This is a genomic window from Micromonospora sp. NPDC048170, from assembly GCF_040652795.1.
Classification (GTDB): domain Bacteria; phylum Actinomycetota; class Actinomycetes; order Mycobacteriales; family Micromonosporaceae; genus Micromonospora.
In genome coordinates, this window is the sequence record NZ_JBEZMR010000004.1 from 246,692 (window position 1) to 273,013 (window position 26,322).

Annotated in this window: 27 protein-coding genes; 19 read left to right on the top strand and 8 right to left on the bottom strand. The window is 74.0% G+C overall.

The annotated features are described in order from the left end of the window. Window positions 1-25: 25 nt before the first annotated feature. The 6 genes from AB0D32_RS09670 to AB0D32_RS09695 all read right to left on the bottom strand — a co-directional run bounded on the left by AB0D32_RS09670 (window position 26) and on the right by AB0D32_RS09695 (window position 5,558). Window positions 26-526: a nitroreductase/quinone reductase family protein gene (locus AB0D32_RS09670; protein WP_357087018.1), complete on the bottom strand. Its 501-nt coding sequence runs from the start codon at window positions 524-526 to the stop codon at window positions 26-28. A 28-nt stretch (window positions 527-554) separates the two neighbouring features. Then, complete coding sequence (locus tag AB0D32_RS09675; protein WP_357087021.1) at window positions 555-3,260, bottom strand: FtsX-like permease family protein; 2,706 nt, start codon at window positions 3,258-3,260, stop codon at window positions 555-557. Beyond that, window positions 3,257-4,015: an ABC transporter ATP-binding protein gene (locus AB0D32_RS09680; protein WP_357087023.1), complete on the bottom strand. Its 759-nt coding sequence runs from the start codon at window positions 4,013-4,015 to the stop codon at window positions 3,257-3,259. The genes AB0D32_RS09675 and AB0D32_RS09680 overlap by 4 nt, the downstream gene beginning before the upstream one ends. Further along, a complete protein-coding gene (locus AB0D32_RS09685) occupies window positions 4,012-4,599 on the bottom strand; it encodes a PadR family transcriptional regulator (protein ID WP_357087026.1) in 588 nt (195 codons plus the stop codon). Before AB0D32_RS09685 ends, AB0D32_RS09680 begins: the two co-directional genes overlap by 4 nt. A 66-nt stretch (window positions 4,600-4,665) precedes the next feature. Next, window positions 4,666-5,112, bottom strand: a complete 447-nt coding sequence (locus tag AB0D32_RS09690) for a ferritin-like domain-containing protein (protein WP_357087028.1) — start codon at window positions 5,110-5,112, stop codon at window positions 4,666-4,668. Further along, a complete protein-coding gene (locus tag AB0D32_RS09695) occupies window positions 5,109-5,558 on the bottom strand; it encodes a hypothetical protein (protein ID WP_357087436.1) in 450 nt (149 codons plus the stop codon). The genes AB0D32_RS09690 and AB0D32_RS09695 overlap by 4 nt, the downstream gene beginning before the upstream one ends. 229 nt (window positions 5,559-5,787) lie before the next feature. Here AB0D32_RS09695 and rimP point away from each other — a divergent pair, with 229 nt between their 5' ends. The 9 genes from rimP (at window position 5,788) to AB0D32_RS09740 (ending at window position 13,794) form a co-directional block, all read left to right on the top strand. Then, a complete protein-coding gene (rimP, locus tag AB0D32_RS09700) occupies window positions 5,788-6,498 on the top strand; it encodes a ribosome maturation factor RimP (protein ID WP_357087031.1) in 711 nt (236 codons plus the stop codon). Then, a complete protein-coding gene (gene nusA, locus AB0D32_RS09705) occupies window positions 6,495-7,538 on the top strand; it encodes a transcription termination factor NusA (protein ID WP_357087034.1) in 1,044 nt (347 codons plus the stop codon). Before rimP ends, nusA begins: the two co-directional genes overlap by 4 nt. 16 nt (window positions 7,539-7,554) lie before the next feature. Beyond that, window positions 7,555-7,887, top strand: coding sequence for a YlxR family protein (locus AB0D32_RS09710; RefSeq protein WP_357087036.1), 333 nt, complete (start codon window positions 7,555-7,557; stop codon window positions 7,885-7,887). A 93-nt stretch (window positions 7,888-7,980) separates the two neighbouring features. Continuing rightward, window positions 7,981-10,986, top strand: coding sequence for a translation initiation factor IF-2 (infB, locus tag AB0D32_RS09715; RefSeq protein ID WP_357087038.1), 3,006 nt, complete (start codon window positions 7,981-7,983; stop codon window positions 10,984-10,986). An 87-nt stretch (window positions 10,987-11,073) separates the two neighbouring features. Next, window positions 11,074-11,367, top strand: a complete 294-nt coding sequence (locus tag AB0D32_RS09720) for a DUF503 domain-containing protein (protein WP_091620728.1) — start codon at window positions 11,074-11,076, stop codon at window positions 11,365-11,367. A gap of 157 nt (window positions 11,368-11,524) precedes the next feature. Further along, complete coding sequence (rbfA, locus tag AB0D32_RS09725; protein WP_357087041.1) at window positions 11,525-12,013, top strand: 30S ribosome-binding factor RbfA; 489 nt, start codon at window positions 11,525-11,527, stop codon at window positions 12,011-12,013. Window positions 12,014-12,114: 101 nt separating this feature from the next. After that, window positions 12,115-13,092, top strand: coding sequence for a bifunctional oligoribonuclease/PAP phosphatase NrnA (locus tag AB0D32_RS09730; RefSeq protein ID WP_357087438.1), 978 nt, complete (start codon window positions 12,115-12,117; stop codon window positions 13,090-13,092). An 85-nt stretch (window positions 13,093-13,177) separates the two neighbouring features. Then, the gene (locus AB0D32_RS09735; RefSeq protein ID WP_357087044.1) at window positions 13,178-13,585 is read left to right on the top strand and encodes a hypothetical protein; all 408 of its coding nucleotides are present in this window, start codon (window positions 13,178-13,180) and stop codon (window positions 13,583-13,585) included. Then, window positions 13,585-13,794: a DUF6186 family protein gene (locus AB0D32_RS09740; RefSeq protein WP_357087441.1), complete on the top strand. Its 210-nt coding sequence runs from the start codon at window positions 13,585-13,587 to the stop codon at window positions 13,792-13,794. The genes AB0D32_RS09735 and AB0D32_RS09740 overlap by 1 nt, the downstream gene beginning before the upstream one ends. A gap of 829 nt (window positions 13,795-14,623) precedes the next feature. Here the strand turns inward: AB0D32_RS09740 and AB0D32_RS09745 are convergent. Further along, window positions 14,624-15,268, bottom strand: coding sequence for a class I SAM-dependent methyltransferase (locus tag AB0D32_RS09745; RefSeq protein ID WP_357087047.1), 645 nt, complete (start codon window positions 15,266-15,268; stop codon window positions 14,624-14,626). 36 nt (window positions 15,269-15,304) lie between these two features. Next, on the bottom strand, window positions 15,305-15,934 hold the full coding sequence (locus tag AB0D32_RS09750) for a helix-turn-helix domain-containing protein (RefSeq protein WP_357087050.1): 630 nt from the start codon (window positions 15,932-15,934) through the stop codon (window positions 15,305-15,307). 61 nt (window positions 15,935-15,995) lie between these two features. On the opposite strand from AB0D32_RS09750, the gene AB0D32_RS09755 reads away from it, so the two are divergent. The 10 genes from AB0D32_RS09755 (at window position 15,996) to AB0D32_RS09800 (ending at window position 26,313) form a co-directional block, all read left to right on the top strand. Then, window positions 15,996-16,298 (top strand): hypothetical protein, encoded by a 303-nt coding sequence (locus AB0D32_RS09755; RefSeq protein WP_357087053.1) that lies wholly within the window; start codon window positions 15,996-15,998, stop codon window positions 16,296-16,298. After that, window positions 16,295-17,278, top strand: a complete 984-nt coding sequence (locus AB0D32_RS09760) for an ATP-binding cassette domain-containing protein (protein ID WP_357087055.1) — start codon at window positions 16,295-16,297, stop codon at window positions 17,276-17,278. Before AB0D32_RS09755 ends, AB0D32_RS09760 begins: the two co-directional genes overlap by 4 nt. Continuing rightward, window positions 17,275-18,102, top strand: coding sequence for an ABC transporter permease (locus AB0D32_RS09765; protein ID WP_357087057.1), 828 nt, complete (start codon window positions 17,275-17,277; stop codon window positions 18,100-18,102). Before AB0D32_RS09760 ends, AB0D32_RS09765 begins: the two co-directional genes overlap by 4 nt. An 84-nt stretch (window positions 18,103-18,186) precedes the next feature. After that, the gene (locus AB0D32_RS09770) at window positions 18,187-18,684 is read left to right on the top strand and encodes an SAM-dependent methyltransferase (protein ID WP_357087059.1); all 498 of its coding nucleotides are present in this window, start codon (window positions 18,187-18,189) and stop codon (window positions 18,682-18,684) included. 287 nt (window positions 18,685-18,971) lie between these two features. Continuing rightward, window positions 18,972-19,940 (top strand): DMT family transporter, encoded by a 969-nt coding sequence (locus AB0D32_RS09775; protein WP_357087061.1) that lies wholly within the window; start codon window positions 18,972-18,974, stop codon window positions 19,938-19,940. Between the two features lie 47 nt (window positions 19,941-19,987). Continuing rightward, window positions 19,988-21,307: an MATE family efflux transporter gene (locus AB0D32_RS09780; RefSeq protein WP_357087063.1), complete on the top strand. Its 1,320-nt coding sequence runs from the start codon at window positions 19,988-19,990 to the stop codon at window positions 21,305-21,307. Between the two features lie 89 nt (window positions 21,308-21,396). Further along, window positions 21,397-22,281 carry a tRNA pseudouridine(55) synthase TruB gene (truB, locus tag AB0D32_RS09785; protein WP_357087065.1) on the top strand — a complete coding sequence of 295 codons (885 nt, stop codon included), beginning with the start codon at window positions 21,397-21,399 and terminating at the stop codon, window positions 22,279-22,281. A 62-nt stretch (window positions 22,282-22,343) separates the two neighbouring features. Then, window positions 22,344-23,273 (top strand): bifunctional riboflavin kinase/FAD synthetase, encoded by a 930-nt coding sequence (locus AB0D32_RS09790; protein ID WP_357087068.1) that lies wholly within the window; start codon window positions 22,344-22,346, stop codon window positions 23,271-23,273. Between the two features lie 179 nt (window positions 23,274-23,452). After that, complete coding sequence (gene rpsO / locus AB0D32_RS09795) at window positions 23,453-23,722, top strand: 30S ribosomal protein S15 (protein WP_043962418.1); 270 nt, start codon at window positions 23,453-23,455, stop codon at window positions 23,720-23,722. A 227-nt stretch (window positions 23,723-23,949) separates the two neighbouring features. After that, window positions 23,950-26,313 (top strand): polyribonucleotide nucleotidyltransferase, encoded by a 2,364-nt coding sequence (locus AB0D32_RS09800; RefSeq protein WP_357087073.1) that lies wholly within the window; start codon window positions 23,950-23,952, stop codon window positions 26,311-26,313. The last annotated feature ends 9 nt before the right edge of the window (window positions 26,314-26,322 follow it).

Sequence of the window (26,322 nt, forward strand, 5' to 3'; positions counted from 1 at the left end):
CGGTCAGCCGCCGAGGGTGCCCACCCTAGTCGCGGGTGGTCGGCCCGCCCGGCCCGCCGCGCCCGGTGGGCTCCAGCCGGAAGACGAAGATCTCGCGGCCGCCGGCGCGCTGGGCGTACGCCAGGTAGGCGGGCCACTCGGCGACCAGCAGCCTCCAGAGCCGGTCCCGTTCGGCGCCGGTGGCGACCTGGGCGCGTACCGGCACGCGGCGGCCCTTGACGGCCACCTCGGCGGCGGGATCGGCGCGCAGGTTCATCGCCCAACCGGGCTGTTGGGCCTGGCCGAAGTTGGAACCGACCACCACGTACGCGTCGCCGTCGGGCACGTAGAGCAGCGGATTGCTGCGTGGCCTGCCGGAGCGGCGACCGGTGGTCGTGATGACCAGCGACGGGATGAGCCCGAGCGCGACCACCCGCCCCCGGGTGAGCCGCCCGACCATCCGGTCGGCGGGGACGAGCAGGCGGACGGCGGCGCCGAACCAGCGGTGGTGACCGACACGGCGGGTGAGGGTTCCCAGTACGGGCACGGCAACCAGTGTGCCCGCTGCCGGCCTGTCAGTCGAGACGTCGCTCGACCCGCAGCCGGGACCGGGTGAAGAGCCCCGCGCCGAGCATCGCGACCAGTGGCACCACCACCAGGACGCCGAGTGTGGCCCACGGGACCACCACCGGGTACGGCTCCGAGACCGGCCACAGGTCGGCGTACCGGCGGTTGAGGGCGGTCAGGATGATCAGCGCGGAGCCGAGGCCGGCGACGATGCCGAGCACGCAGCCCAGCACGGCGATCACCCCGGACTGGCAGAGCGAGAGCAGCCGGCGCAGCCCCGGGCCGGCGCCGACCGCCGCGAGGGTGGACAGGTCCGCCCGCCCCTCGGCCGCGGCCAGGCCGGTGGCGATGCCGGCGGCGCCCACGGTGATCACCCCGGCCGCGGCGGCCAGCAGGAGCAGCAGCGGGCGTCCCGCCTCCGTCGGGTCGCCCCGCTCGACCTCCACCTGTACGCCGAGCGGGCGCAGGGCGGCGAGGAACCGGTCCTGCCGGTCCTCGTCGGAAACGCCGTCCGCGGTGAACGCCCAGCCGAGCGGGCGGATGGTGAGCCCGAGTCGCTCGGCGGCCGGCCGGGACATCAGCAGCCGGTCCACGCCGAGCCCGGTGGACAGCGGGTACCCGGCGACGGTGGTGGTCGTCGGGGCGCCCGGCCGGTCCTGCCCGGAGTGGGTCACCGCGATGTCGACGCGCCCGTCCACCACGTAGCGCGGGTCGGTCACCACCACGCCGCCGGCCCGCAGCACGGCGGTGGCGGCCGCGACGTCGGCGGGGGCGGCGCCGGTGAGCACCGGCAGCGTCGTCCCGTCGTCCACCACGACGTGGAAGTACGCGCCGAAGTGGTCCTCCGGTCCCGTGCGGCAGCGGGCGTCCGCGCGGGCCTGCCGCTGCTGCGCCGCGCTCAGCTGGTCGGTCGGCACCCACGGGCAGGCGCGGTCGACCGGCAGCACCGGCGAGACCGCGCACAGACCGGCGTCCGGGCCGCAGCCGGCCTCCGTGAGGGGTACCACCGCCCGGGCCCCCAGGTGGGTGCGGGCCGCCTCGGCGACCGGGGGCAGGGCCGGTGGGCCGTCCGTGTACTGGCTGGTCACCAGGACGGTGCCGGACGGCAGGGCCGGCTCGTACATCGCGGCCGACCGGGCCTCGTCGCTGGCCAGGTACACGCCGATGGCGACGCTGCCGGCGACCGCCGCCATCACCGCCGAGATCGCCGGGGCGGTCGACGACCGGTTGCGGCTGGCGTCGCGCAGCGCGATCCGGGGAGCCAGCGGCAGCGACCGCCCGAGCCGGGCGAGCAGGCCGACCAGCGTCGGAGTGGCGAAGACCAGCCCCAACTCGCCGAGGACGATGCCGGCGAGGATCACCGCCGGCGCCGTGCGGGCCGCCCCGAACGCGGCGACCGCGGCCCCGCCGACGGCCAGGGCCACCCCCGCGGCCAGCCAGCGACGCCGGTGCGTCGGCGGGGTGCGTCGGCCGGCCAGCCCCGCCACCACGTTCTGCCGGGCAGCCGTCCAGGCCGGGGCCAGCGCGGCCAGCACCCCGGCCAGCACCGCGACGGCCGCGATCACCGCGAGGGCCTCCGGCCAGCAGCGGTACCCGCCGAAGCGCGCGCCGTAGACGTACTGCTCCACCAGCGAGCGGCCGGCGAACGCGGCGGCGACGCCGAGCGTGACCCCGACCGTGGCGCCGAGGGCGCCCAGCACCACGCCGTCGGCCAGCACGATCCGGCGCAGGTGCGCGTCGTCCCCGCCGGCCACCGCGACCAGCGCGAGGTCCCGGCGTCGCCGTCGTACGCCGACCGCGAACGCCGGCCCGACGAGCAGCACCACCTCCAGCAGCCCCAGCCCGCCGACGAGCACCGAGATGCTCATCCCCTCCACGTCTACCGGGGGGAGGCCGCCGGACGGAAACGTGACGTCGTCCGAGAACGGTGCGGGGGTACGGGCGTGCATCACGATGCCGTGCGCGTTGAGCCGGCGGAACAGCCCCTCGTCGGCCGCCCCGGGCAGGTCGACCAGCCAGCTCGTGTCCGGCTCGGTCTCCATCCGCCCCGCCGTCGGGTGCAGCGTCACCACCGAGCCCAGGTCGTCGGGGTACTCGACCACCCCGACCACCCGCCAGGACCGGGTGCCGTCGGCGGAGGTGACGGTGTCACCGAGGCGTACGTCGAGGCGGCGCAGCGCGGCCGGGCTGGCCGCGATCTCGTCCGGCCCGGCGGGAGCCCGCCCCGAGTGGAACCGGACCAGCCCCCGCCCGAGCGGGTCCGTGAGGTCCACGGCGCGTCCCGCGATCGTGTCCTCGACCCGCCCGCCGACCCGGGCGTCGAACGACACCCACCGGCGCAGCGGCAGCACCCGGCTTCCGGCCGGCAGCAGGGCGGTCACCTGTTCGGCGGTGACGGCCCCGGCCGGGAGCGCGTCCTCCCGGTCGGCGTGCCAGCCGTCGCCCCAGGGGCTCTGCACGATCGGGTTCCGCTGCACCCAGCGCAGCTCCGCGTCGGCGGCTCCGAGTTGCCGCTCGGTCTGCTCGGCCGGAGTCAGCTCGGACATCCGCCAGCTCACCGCGGTGAAGGTCAGCACCAGCACCGGAAGCGTGATCATCGCCAGCACCAGCGCCGTACGCCCCCGTGCCCGCCGCGCCTCCCGCCGGGCGATCCGCAGCGCGGCCCACCAGGATCCGGCCGCCTGGGCGAGCCGGCCGCCCCGGCCCGCGCTCACCGACCGCTGCCGCTCAGCAGTTGCTCCACACTGCCCAGCGGGGCCGTCGAGTCGACCAGCACCCCGTCGCGGAGGAAGACCACCCGGTCGGCCCAGGCGGCGTGCCGCGCCTCGTGGGTGACCAGCACGGCGGCGGCCCCGGCGTCGACCCGTCGGCGCAGCAGGTGCAGCACGGCCTCGCCGGTCTGCGAGTCCAGTGCCCCGGTCGGTTCGTCGGCGAGCACCAGCCGGCGCTCCCCGACGAGCGCGCGGGCGATCGCCACCCGCTGCTGCTGCCCGCCGGAGAGCTGGTCGGGGAAGCGGTCGCCCAGCTCGGACAGGCCCACCTCGGTCAGCGCGTCCAGCGCCAGGCGGCGGGCCCGCCGGACGCCCGTCCCGTCGAGTTCGAGGGGGAGGGCGACGTTCTCCACCGCGCTGAGGCTGCCGAGCAGGTTGAGATCCTGGAAGACGTAGCCGATCCGGCGGCGGCGCACCTGGGCCAGCCGGCGCCGGTCCAGGGCGCCGAGCGACTCCCCCTCCACGAACACCTCGCCCGCGGTCGGGCCGTCCAGCCCGCCGGCCAGGGCGAGCAGGGTCGACTTCCCCGAGCCGGACGGTCCCATCACGGCGACGAGTTCCCCGGGCCGGACGGCGAGGCTCACCCCGCGCAGCGCGTGCACCGCCGCCGGGCCGGTGCCGTGGGTGCGGTGCACGTCGCGGACGTCGAGCACCGGCGTGGTCGGGCCCCCGCCCGCCGGCCCGTTCCCCGTGCTCACCGTCGCGCCTCCTCGTCGGCCCGGTCCACCGCCTCGGCAGGCGTCGTCGGGGCGTGGCCGGTCCCTGCCGGACGGTAGCGCACCAGGCTGGTCTCGCAGTGGTCCAGCCAGCGCACCTCGGCCTCGGCCTGGAAGACCATGGCGTCCAGCACCAGCCGCCACGGCAGGTCCTCCGGGCGGTCGCTGGCGTACTTCAGCCGGGTCAACTCCTGCAACGTCCGCATGGTCGCGCTGCGCTGGGTCTGCACCACGGACCGCACGTCGACCCCCGGGGTGGTCAGCGCGAGGGCCAGCTTGATCGCCAGTTCGTCGCGGGGCCGGTCGGCGCGGCTGATCGGGGTGGCGAACCACAGGGCCAGGTCCGCCCGCCCGGCGTCGGTGATCTCGTACGGGCGCTGCCCGGCCTCGCTCTCGGGCAGCGACCGGACCAGCCCGTCCCGTTCCAGGCGGGACAGGGTGGTGTAGACCTGCCCGATGTTCAGCGGCCAGGTCGAGCCGGTCGACTCCTCGAACGCGGCGCGGAGCTGGTAGCCGTACATCTGGCCGCGTTCGAGCAGGGCGAGCAGCCCGTGACGGATGGACATGGGAACGGAGTATGCATACCTGGTATGCGACCCGCAACCGGAGCGGGGGTGACGCGGGCCGACAGGTCAGGCGGGGCGGCCCGGGAACGGCACCGTCAGCGGGGTGATCCCGGCCGTCCGCCGCCAGCGGGTGGCCCGCAGGGCGTACTCGACCAGGGCGGCGAGGGCCCTGTCCCGGTCGGCGCCGGTGGTGGCCGGCACCGCCGCCCGCCAGAACGCGGCCGTGCGCTCCTCTACCTCGACGGCCAGCCGCAGCGCGCTCGCCCGGTCGGTGACCGGGAACGGCAGGGCGTAGCCGGCCCGGTCCGCCGGTACGCTCCCGCCGCCGGCGCTCAACTGCATGATCAGGTCGTCGCGGCGACGCCGGTGTGCGGCCTCCGCCTCCTTCGCGGCGCTCCGGGCCGCGCCGGTGAGGCGCACCCCGATGGGTCCGTACGCCCAGATCGCGGCGTACTCGGCGGCCAGTGCCGCGCCGAGCGCCCCGGCCGGCCCGGACGGTGTCGGTGTGGTCACTTCAGTGCCTCCACGTGCGTGGCCCGGGCGGCGACGATCGAGGCGAGCAGCGCGGCCCGCTCCGCCGGTGCCGCCGCGCAGGCCTTGGTCGCGGCCTCCCGGCCGGCGCGTTCCTCCTCGCGCAGCGCGGCCCGCGCCGCCGCCGGGTCGCCCGCCGTCGCGGGGGTGGTCGTGGCGGACGCCGAGGGCAGCGGTACGCCGATCACCCGGGCCAGCTCGGCGGCGTGCGCGTGGTGCGCCTCGGCGATCGGGGTGAGCAGGCCGGCGAGCGTGGGGTGCGCGGCGGCGGCGTCCCGGTGCCCGGCGGCGAGCCGGAGCGACTCGTCGAGCAGCGGTGTGAGCGGGTCGGGGCCTGGCGCGGGATCGTCGTCGCGGTCGAGGATGCCGCAGCCGGTCAGGGGTGCCGTCGCGGCGCCGAACGCCAGGAACGCGCCGGCGCGCAGCACCTTTCGCCGGGAATGCCCGGTTGCTTCTCCGTGTTGTGTCGTTCTGCCCGTCGCCACCGGACAAGTCAACACCATCGCCGGCCGTACGTGGGCCACCGGCGTCGGTGCGCCGCCCGGCCCGGTGCCGGGCAGGCGCGTTACGCTCTGCACAGCCACCGGCGCGTCAGCTCCGGTGGCGTGCCGGCATGGCGGTCGACCGGTGCCGTGGATCAGCAGGAGGGGTGCGGAGATGACGCAGCGTGGCCGTGCCACGAGGCCGACGGGTCCGGCGGGGAGGCCCCGCCGCGCCGACGCCCCACGAGGTGGGGAGCGTGCCGGCGGCCCGCGCGGCGACCTCGCCGCCCGGCGGGCCCGGCTACGCGAGGTGATCGAGCCGGTGGTCGCCGACGCCGGTTACGACCTGGAGGACCTCTCCGTCTCCCGGGCCGGACGGCGGCACGTGGTGCGGGTGATCGTGGACGCCGACGGCGGGATCAACCTGGATGCCGTCGCCGTGGTCTCCCGGGCCGTCTCCGCAGCTCTCGACGCGGCAGAGGAGGCCGGGGGCGACATCGTCGCCGGCGAGTACCAGCTGGAGGTCAGCTCCCCCGGCGTGGACCGGCCGCTCACCCTGCCCCGGCACTGGCGGCGCAACGTCGGGCGGCTGGTGAAGGTGACCGCCCGCGGCGCCGGCGCCCTGCCCGGCCAGCGCGCCGAGCAGCCCACCGGCGACCGGCAGGTCACCGGCCGCGTGGTCGAGGCCGACGACGAGCGCGTGGTGCTGGAGACCGACGCCGGCCGCGCCGCATGGACGTACGCGGAGCTCGGCCCCGGCCGGGTGCAGGTCGAGTTCAACCGCCTCGACGAGATCGAGGAGACGGACGAACCCGACGACATGGACGACACCGACGACACCGACGACTTCGACGACGAAGATGATGTGGAGGACGAGGAGAGGTGAACATCGACCTCGCGGCGCTGCGCGCACTCGAGCGCGAGCGGGAGATCCCGTTCGACACGATCCTCGCGGCGATCGAGACCGCGTTGCTGACCGCCTACCGGCACACCGAGGGGGCGGAACCGCACGCCCGGGTGGAGATCGACCGTAAGTCCGGCGCGGCCCTGGTCTACGCGCAGGAGCTGGACGACGACGGCACCGTGGTACGGGAGTGGGACGACACCCCGCACGACTTCGGCCGGATCGCCGCCATGACCGCCAAGCAGGTGATCCTCCAGCGGCTGCGGGAGGCCACCGACGAGGTGCACTTCGGCGAGTACGTCGGCCGCGACGGTGACCTGGTCACCGGCGTGGTGCAGGCGCACGAGGCGCGCAGTGAGAAGGGCATCGTCAGCGTCGACCTCGGCAAGCTGGAGGGCGTCCTGCCCCAGTCCGAGCAGGTGCCCGGCGAGCGCCCCCAGCACGGCGAGCGGATCCGCTGCGTGGTGGTGCACGTGGCCAAGGGGATGCGTGGGCCGCAGATCACCCTCTCCCGGACCCACCCGGCGCTGGTCAAGAAGCTCTTCGCGCTCGAGGTGCCCGAGATCGCCGACGGCACGGTCGAGATCGGCGCGATCGCACGTGAGGCGGGTCACCGTACGAAGATCGCGGTCCGCTCCACCGCCCCGGGCGTCAACGCCAAGGGCGCCTGCATCGGGCCGATGGGCCAGCGGGTCCGCGCCGTGATGAGCGAGCTGCACGGCGAGAAGATCGACATCATCGACTGGTCGGACGACCCGGCGACCTTCGTCGGCAACGCCCTGTCGCCGGCCAAGGCCCTGCGGGTCGAGGTGGTCGACCTGGCCAGCCGCACCGCCAGGGTCACCGTCCCGGACTTCCAGCTCTCCCTCGCCATCGGCCGGGAGGGGCAGAACGCCCGACTTGCTGCCCGGCTGACCGGTTGGCGGATCGACATCCGGTCCGACGCCGAGCAGGCTGGTGCCGCCGGCCGGGGCGGAGCTGATCACGTCCCGGAGCCGGGCGGCGCGATCTCGGGCGCCTAGGGGTAGACTTTCTCCAGTGGTACGACGCGCGCTGCCGGAGCGCACCTGTGTGGGTTGCCGGCGACGTGCGCCGGCCAGCGAATTGCTGCGGATCGTCGCGGTCGGCGACGAGGCTGGTCACAGCCTCCGACCCGATCCGACCCGCAGACTGCCGGGTCGGGGAGCGAACATGCACCCAGATCCGGCCTGCTTCGCGCAAGCGGTTCGGCGGCGCGCCTTCGGGCGGGCGCTGCGCATCACCGGGGTCCCCGACCACGGTGAGCTCGCGGAGCACGTCGATGCGCCAACCACTACGTCCGGTCAGCCCGACCGGGCGAGGGTCGCTAGCAAGGTAGGACGACCGACATGAGCACACGATGAAGTCCCTGAAATGACCAGGCTTCAAGTGCACGAGTGAGGTTGCTGCGGGTGCTGCCCGCACGACCTCGGAGTGAGGAGTGCAGTGGCAGGTAAGGCCCGCGTACACGAGCTTGCAAAAGAGCTCGGGGTCGAAAGCAAGACCGTTCTCGCCAAGCTCAAGGAGATGGGCGAGTTCGTGAAGTCCGCGTCCAGCACCGTCGAGGCGCCCGTCGCCCGACGGCTGCGCAGCGCATTCGTCGCCTCCGCCGGATCTTCGGCACCGGCCGCCCCTCCGGCGGCCGCCCCGGCGCCGACCCCGACCCCGACGCCCTCCCCGGCCCCCGGTGGGCCCCGGGTCTCGGCCAAGCCGATGCCGCCCCGGCGGCCGGCCGCGCCGACGCCCGGCCCGAAGCCCAAGGGCCCGGTGCCCGGTCCGCCGCAGCCAGCGGCCCCGGTCGCCAAGCCGGCGAGTGCCCACGACATCGAGGTGGCGGCCGCCGAGGCGCGTGCCGCCGCGCTGAAGGCCGAGCAGGAGGCGGCGGTCAAGGCCGCCCAGGCCGCCCGGCAGCAGCAGCGTGAGAACGTCCGCCGGGAGCCCCCGGCGGACGGTGGCAACCGCCCCGGTCCCCGACCGGGTCCGGGTGCCATGCCGCCCCGTCCGGGTTCCCCGGCCGCCGGTCGTCCCGGCGCGCCCGCGCCCGGTCCGGGTGGTCGTCCGGGCGGGCGTCCGCCGGCGCGCGGCGCCGGTAACAACCCGTTCGGCATCCAGGGCAGTCAGCAACAGCAGCAGCGGCCCCCGGCCGCCGGTCCGGGTGGCCCCCGGCCCAGCCCGGCCGGCATGCCTCCGCGCCCGAGCCCGGCTTCCATGCCGCCCCGCCCGAGCCCGGCCTCCATGCCGAGCCAGCGTCCCGCTACCGGTCGCCCCGGCCCCGGTGGCGCGGGTCGTCCCGGCGGCGGCGCGGGTCGTCCCGGTGGCGGCGGTGGCTTCCGTGGCGGTCCCGGCGGCGGTGCCGGTGGCGGCGGCGGTTACCGCGGTGGTCCCGGCGGCGGTGCCGGTGGCGGCGGCGGTTACCGCGGTGGTCCCGGTGGCGGCGGCGGTGCACCCGGTGGCGGTTTCCGTCCGGGCGCGCCGGCCGGTGGCGGCGGTCGTCCCGGTGGCGGCGGTCGTGGCCGTGGCGGCGGCGCCGCGGGTGCCTTCGGGCGTCCGGGTGGCAGGCCGACCCGCGGTCGCAAGTCCAAGAAGCAGCGCAGACAGGAGTTCGACAACCTGTCGGCTCCGACCATGAGCTCGGGTGCCCCCCGGGGTCAGGGTCAGGTCGTCCGGCTCTCCCGTGGCGCCTCGCTGTCGGACTTCGCCGACAAGATCAACGCCAACCCGGGTTCGCTGGTCCAGGAGATGTTCAACCTGGGCGAGATGGTCACGGCGACCCAGTCGTGCTCCGACGACACCCTGCTGCTGCTGGGTGAGCACCTCGGCTTCAACGTGCAGATCGTCAGCCCGGAGGACGAGGACCGCGAGCTGCTCGCGCAGTTCAACATCGACCTCGACGCCGAGGTCGCGGAGGAGCGCCTGGTCAGCCGTGCGCCGGTGGTGACCGTCATGGGTCACGTCGACCACGGTAAGACCAAGCTGCTCGACGCGATCCGCAAGGCGAACGTCGTGGCCGGCGAGGCGGGTGGCATCACCCAGCACATCGGTGCCTACCAGGTCCACGTGCCGCACGAGGGCGAGGACCGCGCGGTGACCTTCATCGACACCCCGGGTCACGAGGCGTTCACCGCCATGCGTGCCCGTGGTGCCCAGGTCACCGACATCGTGGTGCTGGTCGTCGCGGCCGACGACGGTGTCATGCCGCAGACGATCGAGGCGTTGAACCACGCCAAGGCGGCCGAGGTGCCGATCGTGGTGGCGGTCAACAAGGTCGACAAGCCGGAGGCGAACCCGGACAAGGTCCGCCAGCAGCTGACCGAGTACGGCCTGGTCGCCGAGGAGTACGGCGGCGAGACCATGTTCGTCAACGTGGCGGCGAAGCCGGGCATCGGCATCGACGAGCTGCTCGAGGCGGTCCTGCTGACCGCCGACGCGTCGCTGGAGCTGACCGCTCCGATCGACGGGCCGGCGCAGGGTGTGGCCATCGAGGCGCACCTGGACAAGGGCCGCGGTGCGGTGGCGACGGTGCTGGTGCAGAAGGGCACCCTGCGGGCGGGCGACTCCATCGTCGCCGGTGGGGCGCACGGCCGGGTCCGGGCGATGCTCGACGAGAACGGCAACCAGGTCGCCGAGGCAGGTCCGGCCCGTCCGGTCCTGGTGCTCGGTCTGACCGCGGTGCCCGGTGCCGGCGACACGTTCCTGGCGGCCGAGGACGACCGCACGGTGCGTCAGATCGCCGAGCAGCGGCAGGCACGGCGGCGGGCGGCGTCCTTCGCCAACTCCCGCGGCCGGGCCACCCTCGAGACGCTCATGGAGCAGCTCAAGGAGGGCGAGAAGACCTCGCTCAACCTGGTGCTCAAGGGCGACGTCTCCGGTTCCGTGGAGGCCCTCGAGGACGCGCTGTTCAACCTCGACATCCCGGAGGAGGTCCAGCTCAGGATCATCCACCGGGGCGTGGGTGCGATCACCGAGAGCGACGTCATGCTCGCGAGCGCGTCGTCCGAGCCGGTCACGATCATCGGTTTCAACGTGCGGGCCGCGAACAAGGTCCGCGAGATGGCCGACCGCGAGGCTGTGGAGATCCGGTACTACACCGTGATCTACCAGGCCATCGAGGAGATCGAGGCGGCGCTCAAGGGCCTGCTCAAGCCGGAGTACGAGGAGGTCGAGCTGGGCACCGCGGAGATCCGCGACGTCTTCCGCTCGTCCAAGATCGGCAACATCTCCGGTTGCATCGTCCGGTCGGGCATCATGCGGCGCAACGCCAAGGCGCGCCTGCTGCGGGACGGGTCGGTGGTGGCGGACAACCTCACCATCAGCTCGCTCAAGCGGTTCAAGGACGACGCCACGGAGGTGCGCGAGGGCTTCGAGTGTGGTCTGACCCTGGGTGGTTACAACAACGTCCAGGTCGGCGACGTCATCGAGACCTTCGAGATGCGGGAGAAGGTTCGCGCCTGATCCGCTGAACCACTGATCAAGGGGTTTACGTCGAAAGGCGTAAACCCCTTGATCATGTGGGGGGCCGTACGGGTATCGTCCGGGGCGATGTTCACCGGAACCGCGGTCTTCGACCTGCTGCTGCCGGGCGACTCCCGGTCGCTCAAGGCCAAGAGATCATACGTACGGCCGATCGTGGCGGCGCTGCGCCGCTTCGAGGTCTCGGCCGCCGAAGTGGGAGCGCTCGACCTGCACGGTCGGGCCGAGATAGCCGTGGCCGTGGTGGCCGCCGAGGCGTCGCACGTCCGCGAGGTGCTGGACTCCTGCGAGCGCCTGGTGGCCGGCCGGCCGGAGACCGAGCTGCTCTCGGTGCGCCGGCGGCTGCACGGCGAAGAGGACTGACCCGGCGGCACCGGTCCGCCGGGAGCCGTGACGGAGCCGGCGCCGCGCGGCGCGGGTGGTCGCGCGGGTAGTGTTCGAGTTGTTGGGCCGGTCGGCTCCGGGGCGCTCCGCGCCGGCGGGAGACGGCCGGGAGCGGGACGCCGTGGAGGTGGCGAGAATGTCGGATCCGGCCAAGGTACGCCGGCATGCGGAGCGGGTGCGCGAACTGGTCGCGTCGGTGGTGCGCAGCCAGATCAAGGACCCCCGGCTCGGGATGATCACCATCACCGACGCCCGGATCACCGCCGACCTGCGCGACGCGACCGTCTTCTACACGGTGCTCGGCGACGCGGCGGCCCAGGCGGGCACGGCGGCGGCGCTGGAGAGCGCCAAGGGCATGCTGCGCAGCACCGTCGGCAAGGCGCTCGGGCTGCGGCACTCGCCGACGCTGACCTTCGTCCTGGACGATGTGCAGGATCAGGTCAAGCACATCGACGACCTGCTCGCCCAGGCCCGTACCGCCGACGCCGAGGTGCAGCGGATCGCCGCCCGGGCCGAGTACGCGGGCGAGGCCCAGCCGTACCGGCTCGACGAGGACGAGGACGGCGACGAGACGCGCGACGAGGACGAGGACGAGACCCCGCCCCGGGGCGGGGAACCGCGGTGATCGAACCCTCCGGCGGCCCGGCCGGTGGCGCCCTCGCCGAGGCGACGCCACCGGTCGACTCCGGCCCGACGGAGGCGGACTGGGCCGCCGGCGTCGCGGCCGTGCGGGCCCTGCCGCCGGACGGGCGGGTGCTGCTGATCTGCCACGTCAACCCGGACGGGGACGCGCTGGGCAGCATGCTGGGCTTCGGGCTCGGGCTGCGTCGGCTGGGCGTACGGCGGATGCAGGCGACCTTCCCCGGCCCGCCGGAGGTGCCGGAGCCGTTCCGGGCGCTGCCCGGGCTGGAGCTGCTGGTGCCGTCGACCGAGGCGTACCCGGATCCCGACCTGGTCATCTGTTTCGACGCGGCCAGCGAGTCGCGGCTCGGTGAGCTGGCCGACCGGCTGGAGACCGCCGGTGCGGCGCTGGTGCTCGACCACCACGCGTCGAACACCCGCTTCGGCCGGATCAACCTGGTGGACCCGCACGCGGCGGCCACCTCGGTGGTCGCCGAGGGGCTGCTCGCCCGGCTCGGCGTCGGGCTGGACGCCGCGATCGCGGAATGCCTCTACGTCGCCCTCAGCACCGACACGGGTTCGTTCCGGTTCGAGGCGACCACCCCGGCGGTGCACCAGTTGGCGGCCCGCCTGCTGGCCACCGGCATCCGGCCCGGCGACATCTCGCGCCGGATCTTCGACACCCGGCCGTTCGGCGCCGTCCGCCTCTTCGGCGAGGTGCTGGGCAGGGCTTGCCTGGAACCCGCAGCGGCCGCCGGGCACGGTCTGGTGTGGACGTACGCGACCCAGGACGACCTGGCCAGGCACGACCAGCGGCCGTACGTGCTGGAGGCGCTGATCGACTCGGTCCGGTGCACCGCCGAGGCCGACGTGAGCTGCGTGGTCAAGCAGACCGCGACCGGTGACTGGGCGGTGTCGATGCGCAGCAAGGGCGCGGTGGACGTCAGCCGGGTGGCGGTCGCGCTCGGTGGCGGCGGGCACCGCTTCGCCGCCGGCTTCACCGGTTCGGGGACTGTCGACGAGGTCGTCGACCGGATCCGCGCGGAGCTCGACGGCGCGCTGACCGGCCCCGGCCGGCACTGATAGCAGGAGCGGGCACGGGAAGATCAGGGTGAGCTCGGGGAGTGTCCGTCTTCCCGGTTCCGACTAGTACGGGGAGAATCGCGGGATGGAGCAGCCCCACGACCTTACCGTCGAGGCGCCCCGCGCCTGGGACCGTCCCGCCGTCACCGTGCCGGTGCTCGTCTTCCTCTCGTTGGTCGGCGGCCGGTTTCCGTCCTTCTCGACCGAGGCCAACCTCTGGACCCTGGGCACCGGCGGGGTGCTGATCTGGCTGGGCCTGAGCAACCGGGTGCCCCGGCGGCCGGCGCCGCGCCGGTTGGGCGCCCCGGCAGCCTGGTGGGCACTGCCGGTGGTGGTCTTCGGGGTCTTCGAGGGGACCACGTTCGTGCTGGCGGTGGGGGACGACTTCCCCACCTTCTCCCGACTGGCCGATCCGCTGCTGGAGGACCAGTTGGTCCGCTCGGCGGCCTGGCTCGGCTGGCTTGCGGCGTTCTGGGGGCTGGTGCGGCGATGATGCGGATGCTGGCCATCGGTGGCTTCCTGGCCTCGCTGGTGCTCTTCGCCGCCGTCGAGTGGGCGGCCCGCCGCGAGGGGTCCCGGATCCCGACGCTCGGCGAGGTCTGCGCCTACGTGATGCGCTACGAGGTGGGCTCGGTGCCGGTCGGCCGGATCGGCCTGTTCGGCTTCTGGTGGTGGCTGGGCTGGCACTTCCTGGCCCGCTGACCGCCGTTCCCGCGTTCCGCTTGACGGCGTCCCCTGCGACCGCCGCCTCGCCGCCTCGCCGCCTCGACGTCCCGGCCCCGACTCCCGGCGTCCGCTCGACGGGTGCCCCTGCATCCGCTGGGCGGCGTTCGCCCCTGGGCGGAACGTGAGTCCAGATCGCGGGAACCGTGGGCAGTATGTGGAACTGAACGATAGCTTGGGAATCGGTCGGCGTCGTGTGGCGGCGTTGGCCGTTGGGCGGTGAGGCCGCACCCGGCAGCACCTCCCTCCAGGGTCGACCGACCCGGGCTCACGCTGCCCACCAGCCGCTCCGGTGACCCCGGGCCGCTGTCGGGCGCTCAGCACGACCGCCCGATGAGGGCTGCCGTCCGTCGGCGGCCCACGCCCTGGAAGGGGAACCACCATGCCGAGCAAGCCCAAGCCCCAGACCACCGACGAGGCCCGCGAGCAGCTGCGCCGCGCCCTGCAAACCTCCATGGACACCCGCCAGTGACCAAGGCCCCTCGGCGCTGAGGCCGCCGGCATCACACGCCGGCGCCCTCCCCGCCCGAGCCTCCGCCCCTCCCCGCCCCTCGCGGCCACGCCGTCGCCATCGCACCCACCCCACCCCCAGCCCTCCGCGATCTTGCAGTTCGTGTCCCGACAATTGCCTCAATCGCCCCAACTCGGGGGCCGAAAGTGCAAGATCGCGTGATGTCGGGAGGACGGGGGCGGAGCGGGGCCGGGGCTCGGGGGCGGCCTGGGGCGGGGTTGGGCCGTCGGCGTTATCCGGGCCCGCCGGGGCATGCCGCATGGCGGCGCTGGCGCAGGTCCGGGGCGGCGGGTTCCGTTATGGGTGGTGGCGTGCGAAGAGCACGCCGGCGGGGGTGCCCTCCGAAGGGCCGACGGTCAGTGCTGCCTCGACCGTGAAGCCGGCCTCCGCCAGCCAGGCTGTCACGCGGGCCGGCTGGCGGCGGTGGACGTGAACCCTCATCGGGTGGCCGCCGTAGCCCGTGGTCTTCAGCCGGGAGCCTTCGCCGACGTGGAAGGCCAGCAGCAGCGGGCCGCCGGGTCGCAGCACCCGTCGGAACTGCGCGAAGACCGTGCCGATGTCGTCGTCCGGCACGTGGATCACCGAGTACCAGGCGACCAGGCCAGCCACCGACGCGTCGGCGAGGCCGAGGCCGGTCATGGAGCCCACCGCGAACCGTAGGCCCGGGTGGTCGCGCCTGGCCACGTCGATCATCGCGGGGGAGAGGTCGACGCCGAACGCCTCGACGCCGTGCCGGTGCAGGTGGGCGGTGATGTGTCCCGGCCCGCACCCCACGTCGGCGACTGGTCCTCCGCCGGCGGCCCGTGTCAGGTCGGCGAACAGCGCGAGGGCCGCGCGCTCGTACGGCGCGTCGTCCAGGAAGTCGCGCACCTGGGCCGCGTAGCTCTCGGCGACGGTGTCGTAGGAGACGCGGGTGTCCGCCAACCACTGCTCGGTGCCCACGGCGGAGACGGTAGCCCAGCCGGCATCCCTCACCGGTCAGTCGCAGAGCTGTGCGCGCAGCGTGTCGTAGGCCCACTGCTGCCAGCGGTCCGGTGTCCACCCCCGGTCGCGGACGAAGAGGAGATACAGCTCGGGGCTCAGCAGCCCGAAGAGCACGTCGGCGGCGTGTTCGACGGAGAGCTGCGCCCGGGCGTCGGGCTTGGCCAGAAGGCTGCGGGCCGCGACCGTCTGGACCTCGAGGCGTGGGTCGCTGTCCTGCTGCCACAGGCCGGCCAGGCTCGGGTCCTGTCCGCCGGCGGCACGCAGGACGTCCATGATCGGCGCCACCCGCTGGAGCACGTCGCAGGTGCCCCGCACGTGCGCCCGTAGCTGGGCCTCGGCGGTGTCGGCCGCGACGGCGTCGAGGAACCAGTCCCGCTGCAACGTGGGGATCGGCTCGTCGTCGCCGGCGATGGTGACGTCGACCAGTTCCTTGAGCAGCGAGGGCTTGTTGCCGAAGGCGAAGTAGATGGTCTGCACGGCGACGCCGGCCCGCTCTGCGACGCCCTGCAACGTCGTCGCCCCGTAGCCCTGTTCGACGAACAGCTCGTGGGCCGCCTGGAGGATGCGTCGCCGGGTCTGCCGTGACCGCTCGCCCTTCTTGCCGGCGCTCTTGACCAGTTGCATAGCCGTACTGTAACACTAGAGTCGAACTCTAAAGTTCAGCTCTAGTGGAAGGTTCAACGACATGGCTCTCATCCGGACCACGCGGTTCACGGCCGACCCGGCCGACGCCGACACCGTGCTGGAGCGGCGCGCGAAGCTCCTCGACGCGATCCGGGCGGCGTATGCCGGCCCGACCGAGACCCGACTGGTCCGCGTCGACGAGCGGACCTGGGTGGACATGTGGCGGTGGGACTCGCCCGAGACCCTGCGGGCGGCGCTCGCGGGCGGCCCGGGCCTGCCGGAGGCCGCCGCGGCGTTCGCCGTCGCCCGCGACGTCACCGCCGAGCAGGGCGACCTGGTCGACGAGGACGTCTGGGCCCGATGACACCCTCCAGTCACCTGGCCGTCGAAGCGTCGGGCCTGGTGAAGACGTTCGGCGCGACGCGGGCGGTCGGCGGCATCGACCTGAGCATCCCCGCCGGCTCGGTGTACGGCTTCCTCGGGCCCAACGGCGCCGGCAAGACGACCACCATCCGCATGCTGGCCACGCTGCTGCGCCCCGACGCGGGTACCGCACTGGTGTTCGGCCACGACGTGGTCCGCGACGCCGCCGCGGTACGCGACCGGATCAGCCTGACCGGCCAGTACGCCTCGCTCGACGAGGGCCTCACCGCCCGGGAGAACCTCGTCCTGCTCGGCCGGCTGCACGGTCACCCCCCGGCGGACGCCGCGAGCCGGGCCGAGGAACTGCTGGCCGCGTTCGCCCTGACCGAGGCGGCCGACCGGCTGGTCAGGACGCACTCCGGGGGCATGCGGCGTCGGCTGGACATCGCCGCCGGCCTCGTCGTGACGCCTGACCTGCTGTTCCTGGACGAACCCACCACCGGGCTGGACCCGCGCAGCCGGAGCGACGTGTGGGGCGTCGTCCGGGCACTCGTCGCCGAGGGCACCACGGTCCTGCTGACCACCCAGTACCTCGACGAGGCGGACCAACTGGCCGACCGTATCGCCGTCATCGACCACGGCACCGTCGTCGCCGAGGGCGCCAGCAGCGAACTCAAGGCGTCGGTCGGTGGCGGGGCGCTGCACGTCCGGCTGGCCGACCCGGACGACCGGACCACCGCCGACCGGGTGCTGACCAGGGCGCTCGGTGGGCCCGTGACGCCGGCCCCCGATCCCGCCTCCCTGACCGTCCAGGTGCCGGCGGACACCGAGGCGGCGGTGCGCGCGCTCGCGGAGCTGGCGCGGGCCCGGGTCCCGGTCACCGAGTTCGGTCTCGGACAGCCGAGCCTCGACGAGGTGTTCCTGGCGCTGACGGGCCACCAGAGCACCGTGGACGCCACCTCGGGGAGGAAGACCGGATGACCACACTCGACACCGTTGCCGCCGCCCGACCGTTGCCTGCGGCGCTCGCCAGGCGTCCACGCCCTGTTCGGGCGGGCACTCTGAGCGCCTGCCTGACGTTCGGCCGCCGGGCCCTGCTGAAGATCAGGCGTACGCCTGTCCAGATCTTCGACGTCGCCGTCCATCCGGTGGTGTTCACCGTGATGTTCACGTACCTGTTCGGCGGCGCCGTCGGCGGCTCGACCGGCAGGTACGTCGGCTACCTGGTCCCGGGGATCCTCGTCATGACGCTCCTGGTGACCACCGCCACCACCGGTGCCGCCCTGAGCGTCGACATCGCCAGTGGCGTGTACGACCGGTTCCGTACGCTCTCGATCCGGCCCGTCGCCCCGCTCGTCGGTGCTCTCCTCGGTGACGTGGTGCGTTACCTGCTCGCCTCGGCGGTGGTCGTGGGGCTCGGCCTCGCGCTCGGCTTCCGTCCGGGAGGCAACGTCGTCGGTGTGGCCGCCGCCGTGCTGCTCGTCGTGGCCTTCAGCGTGAGCCTGTCCTGGGTGTGGACGGCGCTGGCGCTGCTCATGCGGTCACCCGGTGCCGTGCTCGGCGTGACCCAGGCGGTGCTGTATCCGCTCTCCTTCTTCAGCAACATCTTCATCACCCCGGCGACCCTGCCCGGGCCGCTGCGCGCCTTCGTCGACGTCAACCCGGTCACCCACCTGGTGACCGCCGCCCGGGAACTCATGGCGGGGAACCTGCCCGGCCGGCAGATCGGGTGGATCCTCGTCGCCTGCGTCGCCCTGACGGTGGTCTTCGCGCCACTGTCGGTGCGCCTGCTCCGCACCCGTTGATCCGGCGCGGGCGAGGGTGCCGTACTCCCTGCGGCACCCTCGCCCGCGCACCCACCCCTGCACAGGAAGGACCCGAAGACCGGCATGAGGGAAACCGACGAGAGCCCCGCGATCGGGGCGACGATCACCGTGACCCCGATCGGCTGGGTCCACAACGGACGTGCGGATCCGGGAAACTCCGACCACTGGGGCGCCGTGCCGAGCACCATCCTGGTCGAGCCGCGCTTCGGGGAGGGTTGCCTCACCGGGCTCGCCGACTTCTCCCACGTGGAGGTGGTCTTCTTCTTCGACCGTCTCGCCGAACGGGAGCACTACCGGCTGCCGTTGCGGCCCCGCGGCCGGGCCGACCTGCCCGAGGTCGGGGTGTTCGCCGACCGTGGGCCGCGGCGGCCCAACCGGATCGGCTGCACCGTCTGCGAGGTGGTCTCGGTACGTGGCCGGGAGCTGCGGGTACGCGGGCTGGACGCGGTCGACGGCACGCCGGTCCTCGACGTCAAGCCCGTGCTGCGCCAGTTCCTCCCGGGGCGCGTCCGGCAGCCGGAGTGGGTCGACCGCCTGATGGCGGAGTACTTCGGCGGCTAGCACGGGCCGCGCCTTCGACCACCACCAGGAGATGCCGGGGCTGCGTTAGGGTGCGGGCATGAGGTCGTTCCTGGGCGTCCTGCCCCCGCCGCGCTCCTGACCGGAGCGCCACGCCACCGGTGGCTACCCCGTGTCCCGGGTGACCACCGGCCATCGCGGTGCGACCCGCTCGGACGAGGGGCCGCCGCCGCATCCGGCTGAACGTCCGCCGGCGATCATGCTCGTCGTGCGTGCGCTCCGACAGACGCCAACTCTGTCAGCGGCTCGATCCTGCCTGGAGCGCATCCGTGTCCCGATCGTCTCTCTTCCCGTCGTCCACCTCTCCGTCCATTACTCGCCCGCGTTCCGCGCCGCCCGGCGGCACCCGCCGGGGCCTGCTGTACGTCACCGGCGCCGGCGTGCTGTGGGGCACCACCGGTGTCGCCGTGCAGCTCGTCCGCGAGTCCACCACGCTCACCCCGACGGGCATCGGCTTCTACCGCCTCGCCATCGGCGCGGTGGTGCTGGTCGCCCTGGTGGCGCACCGGCTGGGCCCGGTGCTCACGGCACTGCGCTCGGAGCCGGTGGCCCTCGTCCTGGTCGGGGTCCTGCTCGGGGCCTACCAGGCGCTGTACTTCGTCGCCGTCGCGGCAGGCGGCGTCGGGGTGGCCACCGTGGTCAGCCTGGGGCTCGCTCCCGTCCTCATCTTCGGGTGGGAGTCCCTGCGCGCGCGGCGACTGCCCGGGCGGACCATGCTGGGCGCCCTGGTGGCCGGCGTCGTCGGCCTCGTGCTCATCACGGTGTCGGTCGGGCAGCCGGGCGCGACCGCGCCGCGCCCGGTGCTCGGCCTGCTCGCGGCGTTCGGCTCCGGGATCGGCTACGCGGCCAGCACCGTGTCGAGCCGGCATGCCGCCCAGCGCGTCGCGTCGATGACGCTCACCACCGTCTCCGCCGTGGTGGGCGCGTTGGCGTTGGCGCCGATCGCGCTGGCCGAGGGGATCGCCGTCCCGGCCCGGCTCGCGCCCGTCGGCCTGCTGGTGCACCTCGGGGTGGTCACCACGGCGGTGGCGTACGCCCTGTTCTACGCCGGGCTGCGCACCACCACCGGCAGCGCCGCCGCGCTCTCCACCCTCGCGGAGCCGCTTACCGCCGTGCTGCTCGCGGGCTGGCTCGTCGGGGAGTCGCTGCCTGCGCCGGTGGTCGTCGGAGGAGTGCTCCTGCTCGGTGCCGTGAGCGTCGTCCACCTGGCCCCCGGCCGACCACCTTCCGGTAAGTGATGGCATAGCTTGCGATCCTTACCTTGCCCGTGCCAGGATCGGCGGCGATGAGCCAATCCCTCCACCCCGGGTCCGTCACGCCCCGCCGGATCGCCGCGCTGGCCCTGCCGGCGCTGGTGGTGCTGGCAGCCGAACCGATCTACGTGCTCGTGGACACGGCGGTGGTGGGGCATCTCGGCCGGGTGCCGCTGGCCGCCCTGGCCATCGGCGGGACGGTGCTGACGCTCATCGCCTGGCTCGGCACCGTGGTCGCGTACGGCACGACGGGGCGGTCGGCCCGACGGTTCGGGGCGGGCGACCGGGCGTCCGCCGTCGCCGAGGGCGTCCAGGCGTCCTGGTTGGCCCTCGGGGTGGGGGTGCTGGTCGCGCTCGGCATGCAGATCGGCGGCGGGGCGCTGGCGCGTACGCTCGCCGGAGGCCCGGGCGAGGTGGCCGACGCCGCCGCGCAGTGGCTGCGGGTCGCGGCGCTCGGCGCGCCCGGCCTGCTGCTCGCCGCCGCCGGCAACGGCTGGCTACGCGGCGTGCAGGACACCCGCCGCCCGCTGGTGTTCGTGCTCGGCCCCAACCTGCTCTCCGCCGTGCTGTGCCCGCTGCTGGTCTATCCGGCCGGGCTGGGCCTGGTCGGCTCCGCGGTGGCCAACGTGGTCGCCCAGACCATCGGCGGGGCGCTCTTCGTCGGGGCGCTGGTCGCCGAACGGGTGTCGCTGCGGCCCCGGCCGAGGCTGATCGGCCAGCAGTTGGCGCTCAGCCGGGACCTGCTGATCCGGGGCGTCGCCTTCCAGGCCAGCTTCCTCTCCGCCACCGCCGTCGCCGCCCGCTTCGGGGTCGCCGCCGTGGGCGCGCACCAGATCGCCCTGCAACTGTGGTTCTTCACCGCCCTGGTGCTCGACGCGCTCGCCATCGCCGCCCAGTCCCTGGTCGGCGCCGCACTCGGGGCCGGCGACGACGCCGCCGCCCGGGACCTCGCGCGCCGGATCGGGCTGCTCGGCGGCGCCTGCGGTGTGGCGTTCGCCGTGCTCATCGCCGCCGGCGCCGGCGTGGTCCCCGGCTGGTTCAGCTCCGATCCGCAGGTACGCGACCAGGCCATGCTCGCCTGGCCGTGGTTCGTGGCGATGCTGCCGCTGGCCGGTGTCGTGTTCGCCCTCGACGGCGTGCTGATCGGCGCGGGCGACGTCCGCTACCTGCGTAACCTCACCGTCGTGGCCGCGCTCGGCGGCTTCCTGCCGGCGATCTGGCTGGCGTACGGGCTGGACCTCGGACTCGGCGGCATCTGGGCGGGGCTCACGCTCTTCGTGGTGCTCCGGCTGGTCGCCCTGTTGTGGCGGCTGCGCTCCGGGGGCTGGGCCGTGGTCGGCGCGGTCCGCTGAGCCTCGGCACGGCCTTTTCCGCGGGCGCAGGGGGCGGCCGCGTACGGCGGCGACGGGGGGCCCGGCGCGGTCTGGCAGGCTTGGGTGTCGTGAGCACAGACGGTCTGATCGTGGTCGACAAGCCCGGCGGCATGACGTCGCACGACGTGGTGGCGCGCATCCGCCGACTGGCGCGGACCCGTCGGGTGGGGCACGGCGGCACCCTCGACCCGATGGCGACCGGCGTGCTGGTCATCGGGGTCGGGCGGGCCACCCGCCTGCTCACGTACGTGATCGGCGCAGGCAAGAGCTACACCGCCACCGTCCGGCTCGGCCAGGCCACCGTCACCGACGACGCCGAGGGCGACGTGATCGCCACCACCCCGGCCGGCCACGTCACCGACGAGGCGATCCGGGCCGCGCTCGCCGTCCTGACCGGCGAGATCGACCAGGTGCCGAGCGCGGTGAGCGCCATCAAGATCGACGGGCAGCGGGCGTACAAGCGGGTGCGCGAGGGGGAGAGCGTCGACCTGCCCGCCCGCCGGGTCACCGTGTCCCGGTTGGAGCTGCTGGCGGTGCGCCGGGACTCCCCGGACGTGGTGGACGTGGACATCGACGTGACCTGTTCGTCCGGGACGTACATCCGGGCGATCGCCCGGGACGCGGGCCTGGCGCTCGGGGTGGGCGGGCACCTGACGGCGCTGCGCCGTACCGCCGTCGGTGGCTTCGCCCTCGCGGAGGCCGCCACCCTCGACGAGCTGGAGGAACGCGCGCCCGAGGTGGTCAACCTGCCGCTGGCGGCGGCGGCCGACCGGTTCTTCCCGCGCCGCGACGCCACCGCCGACGAGGCGAAGGTGCTCTCCCACGGCGGGCCGCTCGACCCGGCGGGAATTGCCGGCCCCTGTGCGGTCTTCGGCCCCGACGGCGGGCTGATCGCTATCGTCAGCGAGCGGGACGGCCGGGCCCGCGCGGAGATCGTGCTCGCCCCCGCCTGACCGGGGACGTGCGGGACCGGCGGCCGGTGCGGGCCGCCGGAGAGAGGCAGGGGAGGAGCGGCATGCAGCGGTGGCGGGGGTACGACGCGGCGCCCGGCGGCTGGGGGCGTTCGGTCGTCACCATCGGCGTCTTCGACGGCGTGCACAAGGGGCACCAGGCGACCATCGGGCACGCCGTGTCCCGGGCCCGCGAGCTGGGTGTGAAGTCGGTGGTGGTCACCTTCGACCCGCATCCGGCCGAGGTGGTGCGTCCCGGCTCGCACCCGGCGGTGCTCACCGAGACCGCCCGCAAGGCCGAGCTGATCGAGGCGCTCGGCGTGGACGTGCTCTGCGTGGTGCCGTTCACCCCGGAGTTCTCCCGGCTGCCCGCCGAGGCGTTCGTGCACGACATCCTGGTCGAGTACCTGCACGCCGCCCTGGTCGTGGTGGGGGACAACTTCCGCTTCGGGCACCGGGCCGCCGGCGACGTGGGGCTGCTGGAGCGGCTCGGCCGCACCTTCGGCTTCGCGGTGGAGGGGGCCCCGCTGGTCGCCGGGGCGGGTACCGTCTTCTCCTCCACGTACATCCGCTCCTGCGTCGACGCGGGGGACGTGACGGCGGCGGCCGTCGCGCTCGGCCGCCCGCACCGGGTGGAGGGCGTGGTGGTCCGCGGCGACCAACGGGGCCGCGAGCTGGGCTTCCCCACCGCCAACCTGCTCTGCCACCGGTACGCGGCGGTGCCGGCCGACGGCGTCTACGCCGCCCGGCTGGTGCGCCGGGGCAACGCCGAGCCCCTGGCGGCGGCGGTGTCGGTCGGCACCAATCCGACCTTCTCGGGTCGGGAGCGGCGGGTGGAGGCGCACGTGCTCGACTTCAGCGGCGACCTCTACGGCGAGCAGGTGGCGCTGGACTTCGTGGCCCATCTGCGCGGGCAGATCCGCTACGACGCGATCGAGCCGTTGATCGCCCAGATGGGGCAGGACGTCGAGCGCACCCGGCGGGCCCTCGCCTGACCACGCCGAGGCCCTTGACAGGCCGCCGTCCGGCGGGGCTGGTAGTCTGGCGGGGACGTCGGCTGACCGACGTGGGGCCTCGCGTGCCTGCACGACGCCGCGGGTGCGAGGTACCGGTCCGTTTCCGGTCCACTGACCGAGCCGACGGAATCATCGAACAACCCACGAACAGGGAGAACATGGCGCTCGACCAGGAAGCCAAGGCCAAGATCCGCGCGGAGTACGCGACCGCCGAGGGCGACACCGGTTCGCCGGAGGTGCAGGTCGCGGTCCTCACCAAGCGGATCGCCGAGCTCACCGAGCACCTGAAGGTGCACAAGCACGACCACCACAGCCGCCGTGGGCTGCTGCTGCTGGTCGGCCGTCGCCGTCGGCTGCTCAACTACGTCCAGAAGAAGGACATCAACCGCTACCGGTCGCTCATCGAGCGACTCGGCCTGCGCCGGTGACGTGACGGGGGAGTGGCCCGACCGGGCCGCTCCCCCGCTTCGCCACCACACGAAGAACCGGGCCGCGCGACCACCTGACAAGGGAGCCGGTCAGCGTACCGGTCTCCGGTAGTGGCCCCCGGGCACCCCGGCATCCCGCCGGCCACCCGGGCGCTTCGATCGAAGACCGGCCGTCTGAGCAGCTCCCCGCGTCGTGGGCCCCCGATGCGAAGGAGCACGACAGCACCATGACCGAGACCAACCTCGGCACCGAATCCCGCACCGCCGTGATCGACAACGGGTCCTTCGGCACCCGTGAGATCACCTTCTCCACCGGCCGGCTGGCCCGTCAGGCCGCCGGCTCCGTCGTCGCCCAGCTCGGCGAGACGGTCGTCCTCTCCGCCACCACCGCCGGCAAGCAGCCGAAGGAGCAGTTCGACTTCTTCCCGCTGACCGTCGACGTCGAGGAGCGGATGTACGCCGCGGGCCGCATCCCCGGCTCGTTCTTCCGCCGCGAGGGCCGCCCCAGCGAGGACGCGATCCTCACCTGCCGGCTGATCGACCGGCCGCTGCGCCCGTCGTTCGTCAAGGGCCTGCGCAACGAGGTCCAGGTCGTCGAGACCGTCCTCGCGCTCGACCCGCAGCACCCCTACGACGTCGTGGCGATCAACGCCGCCTCGATGTCGACCAAGCTCTCCGGCCTGCCGTTCTCCGGCCCGATCGGCGCGACCCGGGTCGCGCACATCGACGGCCAGTGGGTCGCCTTCCCGACCCTGGACGAGCTGGCCCGGGCCACCTTCGACATGGTCGTGGCCGGCCGCTCGCTGCCGGACGGCGACGTCGCGATCATGATGGTCGAGGCCGAGGCCACGCCGAACGCCGTGACCCTGATCGCGGGCGGCGCGACCGCGCCGACCGAGGAGATCGTGGCCAGCGGCCTGGAGGCCGCGAAGCCGGCGATCCGCGAGCTGTGCCGCGCGCAGAGCGAGCTGGCCGAGGTGGCCGCCAAGCCGGTCGCCGAGTTCCCGGTGTTCCTGGACTACCAGGACGACGCCTACCAGGCGGTGGCCGACGTGGCCCGCGGCGAGGTCGCGGAGGCGCTCCAGATCGCCGGCAAGGCCGACCGCGAGGAGGCCCTGGACCGGATCAAGGCCAAGGTCGCCGAGGAGCTCGGCGGTCGCTTCGAGGGCCGGGAGAAGGAGCTCAGCGCCGCCTTCCGGTCGCTGACCAAGTCCGAGGTGCGCAACCGGGTGCTGCGCGAGCAGGTCCGCATCGACGGCCGCGGCCCGCGTGACATCCGTTCGCTGACCGCCGAGGTCGGCGTGCTGCCCCGGGTGCACGGCTCGGCGCTGTTCGAGCGGGGCGAGACCCAGATCCTGGGCGTCACCACGCTGAACATGCTGCGCATGGAGCAGATGGTGGACACGCTGTCCCCCGAGAACCGCAAGCGCTACATGCACAACTACAACTTCCCGCCGTACTCGACCGGTGAGACCGGCCGGGTCGGCTCGCCGAAGCGGCGCGAGATCGGCCACGGCGCGCTCGCCGAGCGGGCGCTGATCCCGGTGCTGCCGTCGCGTGAGGAGTTCCCGTACGCCATCCGGCAGGTCTCCGAGGCGCTCGGCTCCAACGGCTCCACGTCGATGGGTTCGGTCTGCGCCTCGACGCTGGGCCTGCTCTCCGCCGGTGTGCCGCTGAAGGCGCCGGTGGCCGGCATCGCCATGGGGCTCATCTCGGACGAGGTGGACGGCAAGACCCAGTACGTGACGCTGACCGACATCCTCGGTGCCGAGGACGCGTTCGGTGACATGGACTTCAAGGTCGCCGGCACGCCGGAGTTCGTCACCGCGCTCCAGCTCGACACCAAGCTCGACGGCATCCCGTCGGACGTCCTGGCCGCCGCGCTCCAGCAGGCGTACGAGGCCCGGCAGACCATCCTCGGCGTGATGCAGGCGGCGATCGAGGCCCCGGCCGAGATGTCGGACTACGCGCCGCGGGTCACCACGGTCAAGATCCCGGTCGACAAGATCGGCATGGTGATCGGCCCGAAGGGGCAGACCATCAACGCCATCCAGGACGAGACCGGCGCCGAGATCTCCATCGAGGACGACGGCACCATCTACGTCGGCGCGACCAACGGGCCGTCGGCCCAGGCCGCGGTGGAGCGGATCAACGCGATCGCGAACCCGACGCTGCCGAAGGTCGGCGACAAGTTCCTCGGCACCGTGGTCAAGACGGCCGCGTTCGGCGCGTTCGTCTCGCTGCTGCCGGGCCGCGACGGCCTGCTGCACATCTCCAAGGTGGGCGACGGCAAGCGGGTCGAGAAGGTCGAGGACTTCCTCAACGTCGGCGACCGGGTCGAGGTCGAGATCGCGGACATCGACGCCCGCGGCAAGATCTACCTGGACAAGGTCCGCCCGGAGGGCGCCGAGGCGCCGGCCGCCGGCGAGGCCGCCGGTGGCGAGCGTCCGGCCGGCCGGGACCGGGACGACCGGGCCCCGCGCGACCGGGGCGACCGTGAGCGCGGCGGCGACCGGGGCGGTCGTGGCGAGGGCGGCGGCGAGGGTGGCGAGGGCGGCGAGCGTCCGCGTCGCCGGACCCGGCGCAGCTGACCCACCGTA